This is a genomic window from Citrobacter sp. CK206, assembly GCF_030333125.1.
Lineage (GTDB): Bacteria > Pseudomonadota > Gammaproteobacteria > Enterobacterales > Enterobacteriaceae > Citrobacter_B > Citrobacter_B koseri.
In genome coordinates this window covers 485,666-497,949 of sequence record NZ_JAOWGM010000023.1, presented here as the reverse complement: position 1 = coordinate 497,949, position 12,284 = coordinate 485,666, and the positions used below count along the sequence as shown (strand labels likewise).

At 53.2% G+C, this 12,284-nt stretch carries 12 protein-coding genes; 6 read left to right on the top strand and 6 right to left on the bottom strand.

Annotated features, from left to right (window positions below; all coding sequences use genetic code 11):
• Positions 1 to 205: 205 nt before the first annotated feature.
• The 4 genes from queD to OGX81_RS08985 all read left to right on the top strand — a co-directional run bounded on the left by queD (position 206) and on the right by OGX81_RS08985 (position 2,830).
• Positions 206 to 568, top strand: coding sequence for a 6-carboxytetrahydropterin synthase QueD (gene queD, locus OGX81_RS09000; RefSeq protein ID WP_012134875.1), 363 nt, complete (start codon positions 206 to 208; stop codon positions 566 to 568).
• Between the two features lie 81 nt (positions 569 to 649).
• Positions 650 to 1,921, top strand: a complete 1,272-nt coding sequence (locus OGX81_RS08995; protein WP_104868257.1) for an FAD-dependent oxidoreductase — start codon at positions 650 to 652, stop codon at positions 1,919 to 1,921.
• Positions 1,912 to 2,172 (top strand): ferredoxin family protein, encoded by a 261-nt coding sequence (locus OGX81_RS08990; protein WP_012134877.1) that lies wholly within the window; start codon positions 1,912 to 1,914, stop codon positions 2,170 to 2,172. Before OGX81_RS08995 ends, OGX81_RS08990 begins: the two co-directional genes overlap by 10 nt.
• Before the next feature lie 82 nt (positions 2,173 to 2,254).
• A complete protein-coding gene (locus tag OGX81_RS08985) occupies positions 2,255 to 2,830 on the top strand; it encodes a glycerol-3-phosphate responsive antiterminator (RefSeq protein WP_012134878.1) in 576 nt (191 codons plus the stop codon).
• Positions 2,831 to 2,949: 119 nt separating this feature from the next.
• On the opposite strand, the gene OGX81_RS08980 is transcribed toward OGX81_RS08985, so the two are convergent.
• The 5 genes from OGX81_RS08980 to OGX81_RS08960 all read right to left on the bottom strand — a co-directional run bounded on the left by OGX81_RS08980 (position 2,950) and on the right by OGX81_RS08960 (position 8,325).
• Positions 2,950 to 3,804 (bottom strand): electron transfer flavoprotein subunit alpha/FixB family protein, encoded by an 855-nt coding sequence (locus OGX81_RS08980; RefSeq protein ID WP_058668021.1) that lies wholly within the window; start codon positions 3,802 to 3,804, stop codon positions 2,950 to 2,952.
• On the bottom strand, positions 3,801 to 4,583 hold the full coding sequence (locus OGX81_RS08975) for an adenine nucleotide alpha hydrolase family protein (RefSeq protein WP_104868256.1): 783 nt from the start codon (positions 4,581 to 4,583) through the stop codon (positions 3,801 to 3,803). Before OGX81_RS08975 ends, OGX81_RS08980 begins: the two co-directional genes overlap by 4 nt.
• On the bottom strand, positions 4,561 to 5,910 hold the full coding sequence (locus OGX81_RS08970; protein ID WP_232103851.1) for an MFS transporter: 1,350 nt from the start codon (positions 5,908 to 5,910) through the stop codon (positions 4,561 to 4,563). Before OGX81_RS08970 ends, OGX81_RS08975 begins: the two co-directional genes overlap by 23 nt.
• Positions 5,911 to 6,021: 111 nt before the next feature.
• Entirely contained in the window at positions 6,022 to 7,476 is a 1,455-nt protein-coding gene (locus OGX81_RS08965) for an FAD-binding oxidoreductase (protein ID WP_012134883.1), read from the bottom strand.
• A gap of 63 nt (positions 7,477 to 7,539) precedes the next feature.
• Entirely contained in the window at positions 7,540 to 8,325 is a 786-nt protein-coding gene (locus OGX81_RS08960) for an SDR family oxidoreductase (RefSeq protein ID WP_104868255.1), read from the bottom strand.
• A 317-nt stretch (positions 8,326 to 8,642) separates the two neighbouring features.
• Here OGX81_RS08960 and OGX81_RS08955 point away from each other — a divergent pair, with 317 nt between their 5' ends.
• Together OGX81_RS08955 and OGX81_RS08950 are read left to right on the top strand one after the other, a co-directional pair.
• The gene (locus tag OGX81_RS08955) at positions 8,643 to 9,941 is read left to right on the top strand and encodes an MFS transporter (RefSeq protein ID WP_012134886.1); all 1,299 of its coding nucleotides are present in this window, start codon (positions 8,643 to 8,645) and stop codon (positions 9,939 to 9,941) included.
• 25 nt (positions 9,942 to 9,966) lie between these two features.
• Positions 9,967 to 11,445, top strand: a complete 1,479-nt coding sequence (locus tag OGX81_RS08950) for an FGGY-family carbohydrate kinase (protein ID WP_024130901.1) — start codon at positions 9,967 to 9,969, stop codon at positions 11,443 to 11,445.
• A gap of 149 nt (positions 11,446 to 11,594) precedes the next feature.
• Here OGX81_RS08950 and queE read toward each other — a convergent pair whose 3' ends face one another.
• Complete coding sequence (gene queE / locus OGX81_RS08945; RefSeq protein WP_047461605.1) at positions 11,595 to 12,266, bottom strand: 7-carboxy-7-deazaguanine synthase QueE; 672 nt, start codon at positions 12,264 to 12,266, stop codon at positions 11,595 to 11,597.
• Positions 12,267 to 12,284 lie beyond the last annotated feature (18 nt).

Sequence of the window (12,284 nt, the reverse complement as noted above, 5' to 3'; positions counted from 1 at the left end):
AACAAATAACCAAATGGACTAACCTGTTTTAGTTATAGTTATTAACAACAAAAGCGATTAAACAACTTATTGAAATAGAAAGAAATAATTCACAATTCTTGTGTAAATCTCATTATCCGCGCGTCAACGCCGTTTTAGTTAATGATAAAAAATGTGCTTTCCGGTACCCTACGGCGGTTTTTGTATTCTTGAGAGTTAATCATCCATGTCCACCACCTTGTTTAAAGATTTCACCTTTGAAGCCGCTCACCGCCTGCCCCACGTACCGGAAGGGCATAAATGTGGCCGCCTGCATGGTCATTCATTTATGGTGCGCCTTGAAATTACCGGTGACGTCGATCCGCATACCGGTTGGATCATGGATTTCGCCGAACTGAAAGCCGCGTTCAAACCGACGTACGATCGTCTGGATCATTATTATCTGAACGATATTCCAGGTCTGGAAAATCCAACCAGCGAAGTGCTGGCAAAATGGATTTGGGATCAGGTTAAACCTGCCGTACCGCTGCTGAGCGCAGTAATGGTGAAAGAGACCTGCACAGCAGGCTGCGTGTATCGCGGCGAGTGATTTTTTTGTTTGTGTCGCGGGTCAATTTTCCTTAAATAACGTTATGTTAGGGTTGTGTTCTCAGGATTTCTGGAGCACAACATGGCTGACGATTTCGATATCATCATCATCGGTGCAGGGATAGCGGGCACTGCTTGTGCTTTACGCTGTGCGCGGGCTGGACTCTCAGTCCTGCTGCTTGAACGCGGTGAGTTTCCCGGCAGAAAAAATCTTTCCGGCGGTCGTTTATATTGTCATGCGCTCGCCGAACTTCTTCCCGACGTTCACCAGTCCGCCCCCCTTGAACGCCGTATCACTCAGGAAAACCTCACGCTATTAACCCGTGATGGCGCGACAACCTGGTCCAGTCTGCAACCAGACGGTGACTCATGGAGCCTACTGCGAGCCCGCTTCGATCCCTGGTTTGTCGCTCAGGCCGAGGCCGCAGGGGTACAGTGCGTTAACGGCGTTACGGTTGAAGCGCTCCATATTGAAGATGGCCGAGTCTGCGGCGTCATGTGCGAAGATGAAACGCTGCGCGCCCGTTATGTCGTGCTGGCAGAAGGAGCAAACAGCGTACTGGCGGAACGGTATGGATTCCTGCCTCGCCCCGCCGCGACATCAATGGCGCTGGGGATCAAAGAGGTGCTGGCGCTGGATAAACAGACGCTTGAAGAGCGCTTCCGATTGTCCGGGGCGGAAGGTGCCGCCATGTTGTTTAGCGGAGAAATTTGCGGCGATCTCCCCGGCGGCGCGTTTCTTTATACCAACCAGGAGACGCTCTCTTTAGGCGTCGTGTGTCCACTCTCTTCTGTTGCACAGAGCGACATTCCGACAGCCGAACTGCTGGAACGGCTCAAAGCGCATCCGGCGCTGCGTCCTTTGCTCAGAGGCAGCGAAACGCTGGAGTACGGCGCGCATCTGGTGCCGGAAGGCGGCTTACACAGCATGCCCGTCCAGTACGCAGGCGAAGGCTGGCTGCTGACAGGCGATGCGTTGCGCAGCTGCGTCAATACCGGCTTCTCCGTACGCGGTATGGATATGGCGCTCATCGGCGCTCAGGCGGCCGCGCAAACCCTGATTAACGCCTGCCAGAAACATGCGCCGCAAAATCTGTTCCCGGCCTATCATCAGGACATCCGGCACAGTCTGCTGTGGGAGGTTTTGCAACGCTATCGGGATGTTCCCGCGCTGTTGCAGCGCCCGGGATGGTATCGTCAATGGCCTGCATTAATGCAGGATATTTCTCACGAACTCTGGCATCAGGGGCATCATCCTGTGCCGCCACTGCGCCAGATCGTCTGGCGTCATTTTCGCCGTCACGGCCTGCGCCATCTGGCAGGCGATATTATCAGGAGCTTACGATGTCTGTAGCCCGCAACATCTGGCGCCCCGCCGATATTTCCCATATTGTTACGGCTGCCGCTGTCGACAGCAAAACGGCAGAACGGCTGATCACGTCCTGCCCCGCCGGACTCTTTTCCCGCACGCCGGAAGGGGGCCTGCAAGTCGACTTTCGCGGCTGCCTGGAGTGTGGCGCCTGTCGACTACTGTGTGATGAAAAAACGCTGCAACAGTGGCGCTACCCGGCATCTGGGTTTGGCATCACTTACCGATTTGGCTAATTTGATACTCTAAATAATTCGAGTTGCGAGGAAAGCCAACGCACCAGCAAATTGAAGTATGACGAGTATATAAGGATAATCTATGCCCCTGTTACACCTGCTCCGCCAAAATCCGGTGATTGCCGCCGTTAAAGATAACGCCAGCCTACAGTTAGCCATTGATTCCGAATGTCAGTTCATCTCCGTGCTGTACGGGAACATTTGCACCATCAGCGCGATTGTGAAGAAAATAAAAAATGCGGGTAAATATGCGTTTATCCACGTTGATCTGCTGGAGGGGGCGTCAAATAAAGAGGTCGTGATCCAGTTTTTAAAATTGGTCACCGAAGCGGATGGCATCATCAGCACGAAAGCGGCAATGCTGAAAGCCGCCAGAGCGGAAGGTTTTTTCTGTATTCACCGTCTGTTTATCGTTGATTCCATTTCATTTCACAATATTGATAAGCAGGTCGCGCAGTCAAACCCGGACTGTATTGAGATCCTGCCGGGCTGTATGCCGAAAGTGTTGGGCTGGGTGACAGAGAAGATACGCCAGCCGCTGATTGCCGGGGGGCTGGTATGCGATGAAGAAGACGCCCGCAATGCGATGAAAGCCGGTGTGGCGGCGCTTTCCACCACCAATACCGACGTCTGGACGTTAGCGAAACACCTTAATTAAGCCGGGCAACGCCGGATGGCGACGATAAATCGTCTTATCCGGCCTACACGTAGGCCTGATAAGCATAGTGCCATCAGGCATTTTGTAGCCTACACGTAGGCCTGATAAGCGTAGCGCCATCAGGCATTTTTGCAGCGGACCAACTCTTCCAGCACCGGTAGCCAGTCATCGACAATCCCGACATCCGCCTGCGCAAAAACCGGCGCGCTGGCATCGTGGTTTATCGCCACAACAAAACGGCTCTGGCGTACTCCGGCCATCAACGCCGCCGCTCCTGACGCGCCAGCCACGATACAGACATCCGGCGACAGCAGATGCCCCGATATTCCAGTCACGCGATCGGCATCAAAACCGCCGTTCATCACCCGCGCACGGCTGTACCCTACCTCAGCATCAAGCGCCTGACCAAGCGCGGTAATCTTATCTGCATCCGCTTCACTTCCCCCTTGCCCAACCACCAGTACGCGCCCGGCACGTAACAAAGGATGGGTAGCGACGCTATTTACGCTTTCCACCTTATCCAGCCAGTCGGGGGGCGCCGTGGGGGTAATCAGATATTCCGTCATCACAGGTAAGGAATGACCAGAAGCGCTCACCTCCGGCTGTCGCGCCAGCGACAGGCACAAAGGGCGTGCGGTAATTTGCAACGTTGCCGTCAGCGCATTCCCCCAGTGGGATTTTTTCACCAGGCCTTGTCGCACATCCACAGCCTGAACCTGACAGAGGCTGCCGCCATGCAGACGCCAGGCGAGTCGCGTCGCCAGTTCATCGCCCGGACTACCTGCCGGAAAGATCAGCATATCAACAGGTGTCCGCAGCCATTGCGCCGCCAGCGCATCCAGCACCTGCTCTGCAACATCCGGCACGGGATCGATAATCCAGCGCTCCAGTTCTGCGGTGCAAAGCGCATTCTCTGCGATCCAGCTCGCCATCGCCGCACACTCATGCGAGTCAGTAATGATGGCAATTTTCATGACGGCATCCTCTGGCGCAAATAATCCGCCCATAGCCTCCGGGCTTTTTCCTGCGCCGTCGCGCCGCTGATAATCGTTGCATGCCGCCGCTGCTCCGGCCTCTCCAGACGCAGGCACTGAACCGCTGGTGTTGTCTCAACCACAACGTTCCGACGCTCGACGTCTGCTTTCGCCGCCGCCAGACGCTGGCGCATCCCCGGTACGGGAAGCGCCACTTCACCACACTGCCTGACGGCGATGACGGCCGGGAACCGTACCCGACAACGCCGAAGCCCGGTCATCGTTCGCTGCTCAACCACAATAAAAGGAGGCTCAAGCGTAAAACGCTCCACCTGGGTAAAACAGGGCCACGCCAGCATTTCAGCAACCAGAAATGGCATCTGACTGTTCTGACCCTCGCTACTCTGACAGCCCGTTATAATCAGATCCGCACCGTGATTACGCTGCCAGTCGGCAATGCTCCTGGCGACAAATTCGGGAGCAAACCGCAGGTCTGCCGTCGTCTCCAGCAACACCGGCGTCTCAAAACCCAGCGCGACAAAATAGCGTAACCAGTGGAGCGCCCGCTCGTCGCCGATGCTTAACGCAGTCAACGTCATCTCACAGCCCCCATTGCGCTGAGCCAGCAGCAACGCTGCCGCCGCCTGTTCATCCGCACCTGGAGAGCAACGCAGCAAGGAGACATCCGGGCCGTGGGTATCCACCGTCGCCGCCTGCCAGTCTTTCTCCGCCAGCATGCCGGGATCGGGCTCTGCCTTAAACGCTAACAGAATGTTCATTCACACCTCCCTGTCTTTTGTCCACACTCCCGGCAGCCACCAGCGGCAGCGCCTTGGTTTCCGGCGCCCACAGCCAGGTCACCACAAATCCGATGACTAATATCCCAGCCAGCAGTAATAGCGTGACCTGCATTCCCCACTGCGCCAGCGTCCAGGGCAACAAACTGGTGCTGATCGCCGCCCCTAATCGGCTCATTGCCGTGGCAAACCCGACGCCCAGGGAACGAATATCCGTCGGGAAGCTTTCCGCAGGCAGAACCCCCACCAGATTGCTGACGGCAGAAATGGTGGTACTGAACAACACAAACAGCAACAGCGTCAGGCTGCTTCCCGCCGGTAAACAAGCCATGACGACAAGCGTCGCGGCGAGCAGCATAAAACTGCCGAGCAGAAATTGGCGGTGCGCCAACAGGTGTGTTAACAACAGCCCCAGCAGCGCGCCAACAATCAGCAGCGCGTTAAGCATCAGGCTGGCGGTTAGCGCATTTTCAAGACCGATCGTTTGTGCAATGGTGGGAAGCCAGGTGTAAATCACAAACCACGGGATCACCAGGCAGACAAAGAACACGCTGTTAAACGCGGTTCTTCGCCAGTAATGCGTTGAAAATAGCGTTTTGATATGTCTGCTCGTCGGCGCCGCCACCTCATCGCCGAGCAGCACATGCGTGCCAAAATAGCGGTGCACAATCGCATACGCTTCTGTTATCCGCCCCTGACGCATCAGCCAGCGAGGCGACTCCGGCGTTCCCCAGCGTAAGAACGTAATGCACAGCGCGGGTAATGATGCCGATGCCAGCAGCCAGCGCCAGGCATCCGGCGTTTCCTGAATAAAATGATGCCCCACCAGGCTCGCCAGAACATAGCCGATAGTCCACACCACACTGAATGCGCCCAGTAATATTCCCCGATGGCGACGCGGCGCAAATTCAGCCAGCAATGTATGACCAACCGAGTAGTCACCGCCAAGGCCGATACCAATCAGAATGCGCAAGCCAATAAGCTGTTCCGGCGTTGTGGCAAAAAACTGTAGGAAAGAGGCGATGGTTATCAGCATAAAGCTGAAGGTAAAAATTTTCTGACGCCCGATATAATCAGATACCCATCCCAGGATCAGGCTACCGAGAAAAAGTCCAACCAGCGCCGAGCCGCCAATCATCCCTTCCATAAAAGGCGTCAGTTGCATGGCGGGGGTCAGTTGGATCATGGCATAGCCGACGACGCCTAATACATAGCCATCGGTCAAATGCGCGCCGAATGTCAGCGCAGCAATGCGGCAATGAAAACCATTCAGCGGTAAATCATCCATTCGCACCGGTGAAGTGTTCATCGTAGCCCCTTCATTGTCCGGTAAAGTCGCGGCTTCCCGGTTGAGAAGCCGTTTATACGCTTCGCCCTTTAAGCTGCCTGATGCAGCTTAAAGGATTTTGCGTATAACTCTCTATTTTTCAATCGGGTAGATCGTGCCTGTATTCATAATACCGTTTGGATCAAACTGGCGCTTGAGACCTTCCAGCAGCGGCCAGGCGCTACCGTGTTCCAGCTTGCTCCAGTGAACGCGGTGCTTACCAATGCCGTGGTGATGCACCATTGAGCCGCCAAGACGGATCGTCTCTTCGCAGATGATCTTGTTGAGCGGGTTATGGTATTTATCAATCTCCTCTTCCGGCTTGCAGTCCACCACGTTGTAGTCATACACAAAATACATGTTGGTGCCGTTGATATAGCTGTGAGAAGAGTGGCCGCCCAGCATGGTGATATCGTCCGCATGCGGGAACTCGGTACGGATACGGTTGATCACGCTTTCGTAGATTTGATGGATGCAGCTCCAGCAACCGGATACTTCCGTCGTGAAGCCCATATTGCCGGTTTTCAGGATCTGTACGCGTTCGGCAGCCACTTTTTCCGGCCCCCAGTTCAGATGGTTGAACCAGTTTTCGATAAGTTTGCTGTCCACCCGCTGGCACTGCGGGTAGCGCGCCACGATCTCCGCAATCCCTTCTCCGGTGGCTTGCGCCAGTCGCGGATTGCCTTCAGCCATAAAAATCAGCACACATTTGCCGTCGGCAAAATGCGTGAAGTGCTGGGTTCCATCTTCGGCGTCGTACAGGCGCGCAATGGAGGGGCGATAGCCTTCCACCATGACTTCACGCAGGATGTCGAAACCGGTTTTCATGTCGTCCAGCACATAGCCGTAGTAGAGGTTGTTTTCGGGCGTGAACTTAAAGATTTTCACTGTGACTTCAGTGATGTAGCACAGCGCGCCTTCGTTCCCAATGATGATGTGGCGGATATCCGGCCCGGCCGCCCGGCGAGGCACGTTTTTGATGCGGGTAATGGTTCCGTCCGCCAGTACGGCTTCCAGCCCCACCACCATATCTTCAATCGCGCCGTACAGCGTGGAGAACTGGCCGATACTGCGAGTGGCGACCAGACCGCCCATCTGCGCCAGCGGCTTAGACTGCGGCGAGTGCCCGGTGGTATAGCCTTTTTCACGCAGCGCGTTTTCCAGAATCTCAAGCGGTACGCCACATTGCGCGGTTGCCTGCATGTTTTCGATATCAATACTCAGGATTTGATTCATCCCTGCGCCGTCCAGCACCACAGAATCTTTGACGACGGTTTCCAGACCGCCTTCCGTCGCAGATGCGCCGGTACGCGGCACGCCATTGATTTTATGCTGATTCATGAATGCCAGAACGCGAGAGACCTGCTCCGTCGAACCGAGCTTAACCACGGCCGCCGGAATGGGCAGCGTGTAAACGCCGTGAATATCCGCATATTTGCGAAAACGGTCAATACTGTTTTTCTTTAATACGGTTTCATCCGTAATAACACGCCCGGAACCCACAATTTCTTTTAACTGGTCAACAATCGCTTCACGGGATAATGACATAATAAATCCTTCCTGATAGTCAATGCAGAATAAAATAAAAACCAGAAACCACCGATATTAAAATTAACGCACCAGATAACCGCCATCGACAACCAAAAGATGACCATTAACATAATTTGATGCCTGGCTGGCGAGGAATATCGCCGACCCCATAAGATCCTGAGTATCACCCCAACGATTGGCCGGAATATGATCCAATACACGCTGATTAGTTTCCGGGTTACTGCGGGTTGCCAGCGTAATATCAGTGGCATAATAACCCGGCGCAATACCGTTAACCTGAATATTATATTGCCCAAGCTCATCGCAATATGCTTTGGTAAAACCAGCAAGCGCATGCTTGGTTGCTGAATAAGCCGGAGACCACTGCCCGCCAAGATAAGAGAACAAAGAGCAGATATTAATAATTTTCCCGCTATTTTGTGGGATCATAATTTTTGCCGCTTCATAGCTCAGCTCAAACGCCGCAGTCAGGTTAACATCAATCATCGGGTCCCAGTCCGCGCGGCCAAAGTCCAGAACCTTATTCAGCTTACAGATCCCGGCGTTGTTCACCAGAATATCTACCGTGCCAAAACGCTCGCAGCAGGCGGCAATAATCTTCTGCGGCGCGCCTTTCTCGGTGATGTCCACTTGCATGAACGCCACTTCAACACCCTGGGCTTCAATGAGTTCTTTCGTTTCACCGTTATCCTTTACGAAGCTGGGAATAAAAAGATTGGCTCCGGCTTTCGCCAGCGCCATCGCGAAAGCCTGACCCAGACCACTGTTCCCGCCCGTTACAATTGCCGTTTTCCCTTTCAGGGAGAAAAAATCCATTGAGAATGCATTGAGAGATTCGATCGACATAGTTGGCTCCAAATTCCTTCAGGCAAAAAAAAAGAAAGGTAACTTCCCCCGCGAGAGGGAAGTTACCTTTCTCATTATCTCTGGTAACTGGCGTAAATTTTTAGCACAACCTCCAGACATCTAATGTGATCGTAATCACAGATGAACCGTTCGCTTTGTAATTATGGTAAAAAACAAGAAGCGTGATTATTCTCACACTATAAGCTGCCCTTCCATGCTATTTCTAACGTAATTACTAGAGACCTGAGAAAAGTAATCCTCCTGAAAAGGCGGCTTACTTTTCTCTTTTTTTTGTCCATTACAAATGGGAATTCGATATGCAACACAACTCATATCGCCGCTGGATAACCCTCGCCATTATTAGTTTTAGCGGTGGCGTCAGTTTTGATCTGGCTTATTTACGCTATATATATCAAATTCCCATGGCAAAATTTATGGGATTTAGCAATACCGAAATAGGGCTAATAATGAGTACCTTTGGTGTTGCTGCTATTATTCTTTATGCGCCCAGCGGAATCATCGCCGATAAATTTTCCCATCGCAAAATGATTACCTCCGCAATGATTATTACCGGACTACTCGGTCTGGTCATGGCGACGTATCCACCGCTATGGGTCATGCTGTGCATTCAGGTCGCGTTCGCGATTACGACAATCCTGATGCTGTGGTCCGTATCCATTAAAGCCGCGTCGCTGCTTGGCGATCACAGTGAACAAGGCAAAATTATGGGCTGGATGGAAGGGCTGCGCGGCGTCGGCGTGATGTCGCTGGCAGTGTTTACCATGTGGGTCTTTTCTCGCTTCGCGCCGGATGACAGCAACAGCCTGAAAACGGTGATTCTGATTTACAGCGTGGTCTATATCCTGCTGGGTATCCTGTGCTGGTTCTTCGTCAGCGATGGTCATCATCACAGCAGCGCGGCAAAAGAAGAGAAAAAATCATTCCAGCTCAGCGATATTCTGGCCGTGTTACGCATCAGCACCACCTGGTATTGCAGCATGGTCATCTTCGGTGTCTTTACGATCTATGCCATCCTCAGCTACTCCACCAACTACCTGACCGAAATGTATGGCATGTCGCTGGTCGCCGCGAGTTACATGGGCATTGTGATCAACAAAATTTTCCGCGCTATCTGTGGCCCGCTGGGCGGCATCATTACCACTTACAGCAAAATTAAATCGCCGACGCGCGTCATTCAGCTTCTCTCCATTGTCGGAGCCGTCGCGCTTATTGCGCTGCTGGCCACCAACTCAAATCCACAGTCTGTCGTGATGGGGATCGGCCTGATTCTGCTGTTGGGCTTCACCTGCTACGCCTCACGCGGGCTTTACTGGGCCTGCCCTGGTGAAGCCAGAACGCCGTCTTACATCATGGGAACGACGGTAGGTATCTGCTCGGTTATCGGTTTTCTACCCGACGTTTTTGTTTATCCGATCGTAGGCCACTGGCAGGACACGCTCCCGGCAGCGGAAGCCTATCGCAACATGTGGCTGATGGGACTGGCGGCGCTGTGTATGGTGATTCTGTTTACCTTTTTGCTCTTTCGCAAAATTCGTACCGCTAACGCCACACCGGAAAAGATGACATCGCTGGCCGCAGAAGCCTCCGGCGAGTGAAGAGAGAAAATTAAGGAGAATGACAATGTCGAAGAAATACATCATTGGAATTGATGGCGGAAGTCAGAGTACGAAGGTCGTGATGTACGATCTCGAAGGGAATGTGGTGTGCGAAGGGAAAGGATTGTTACAGCCCATGTATACACCCGATGCCAATACGGCAGAACATCCTGATGATGATTTATGGACGTCTTTATGCTCCGCAGGGCAAGACCTGATGAGTCAGTTTTCGGGTGACAGAAAAGACATTGCTGGAATCGGTCTGGGTTCCATCCGTTGCTGTCGCGCATTATTAAAAGCCGACGGCACGCCCGCAGCTCCGCTGATTAGCTGGCAGGACGCGCGCGTAACCCGTCCCTACGAGCATACCAACCCCGATGTGGCTTATGTCACCTCATTTTCAGGTTATCTGTCGCATCGCTTAACCGGTGAGTTTAAAGACAATATCGCCAACTACTTTGGGCAGTGGCCGGTGGATTACAAAACCTGGGCGTGGAGCGATGACGATGAGGTGATGAAGAAGTTCAACATTCCGCGCAGGATGCTGTTTGACGTCCAGATGCCGGGAAGCGTGCTCGGTCATCTGACTGAAGCCGCCGCCCTGGCAACGGGTTTCCCTGTCGGCTTGCCCGTGGTCTGCACTACCAGCGACAAACCGGTGGAAGCACTGGGCGCAGGATTGCTGGACGATGAAACCGCAGTTATCTCATTAGGCACCTATATCGCCCTGATGATGAACGGCAAAGCGCTCCCCAAAGATCCGGTCGCTTACTGGCCGATTATGTCTTCTATTCCCGAAACCCTGCTCTATGAAGGCTACGGTATTCGTAAAGGCATGTGGACGGTCAGTTGGCTGCGGGATATGTTGGGCGAATCACTGATTCAGGACGCCAAAGCACAGGGGCTGTCGCCGGAAGATTTACTCAATAAGAAAGCGGCCGGCGTACCGCCTGGCTGTAACGGTTTAATGACGGTTCTCGACTGGCTAACCAATCCCTGGGAACCGTTCAAGCGAGGAATCATGATCGGCTTTGATTCCAGCATGGATTACGCATGGATTTACCGTTCTATTCTGGAGAGCGTTGCGCTGACGCTGAAAAACAACTACGACAATATGTGCAATGAAATGAACCACTTTGCTAAACATGTGATCATCACCGGGGGTGGTTCGAATAGCGACCTGTTTATGCAAATCTTTGCCGATGTGTTCAATCTCCCCGCCAGACGCAATGTGATAAATGGTTGCGCGAGTCTGGGAGCGGCAATTAACACGGCCATAGGGCTTGGTCTGTACCCGAACTATGAGACCGCGGTTGAAAAAATGGTGCGGGTAAAAGATGTGTTTATGCCGATAGAGAGCAATGCCAGACGCTATGACGCGCTGAATAAAGGGATTTTCCGCGACTTAACGCAATACACCGATGTGATTTTGAAAAAGTCGTATGAAGTGCTGCATGGCAATCTGGATAACGTCGATTCGATTCAAAGCTGGTCGAACGCGTAGCATTCCTTATCTCGCGTCTTATCCGGCCTGTAAATGAACGGGCGAACGTGCCGGATGGCGACGCGTTGCGTCTTATCCGGCCTACAAATGAGTATGACCGTAGGCCGGGCAAGCGAAGCGCCCCCGGCAAGCGCGCTAACGATTTTTTATCACGCAATATTCAGATATTTGTGCGTCTGCATTGATAAGCGCCAGTTACGCGCGATACAGGTTTCAATGCACAGACGCGTCGCGTCTTCTTTCTGGCTGATTGGCTGCAAGGCAATGATTCGCGGCTTATCGTCGCTCAGCGTCGCCAATAGCTCATCCAGCGCTTCAATATCACGGACGCGACCAACAGGGTGCTTGATTTCATTCGCACGCTCCAGCGCCTGTGACAGGACGTCATAGCCACCGCGCATATTCACCTTCGGCGAGACCGTCACCCAGGTATTGGGCGTACAGCGCACCTCGTGGGTACCGCTGGTTTCAATCTGACAGCTGAATCCATTCTTCTCAAGTAAATCGGTCAATGGCATCAGGTCATGGATACAGGGCTCACCGCCGGTGATCACGACATGACGCGCGGTATACCCCTGTCGGCTTATCACCGCCAGCAGGTCTTCGCTACTTGCCGCGCCCCACTTGTCGCTCTCTTTGGTCTTCGCCAGGATGCTGTACAACGACACTTCCCGATCTTCAAGCTTATCCCAGGTGTGTTTGGTATCGCACCAGGCACAGCCAACCGGGCATCCCTGTAAACGAATAAAAATGGCGGGGACGCCGGTAAAGTAACCCTCACCTTGCAGGGTCTGGAACATCTCGTTAATCGGGTACTGCATAGCATTCTCTGTTAAGGG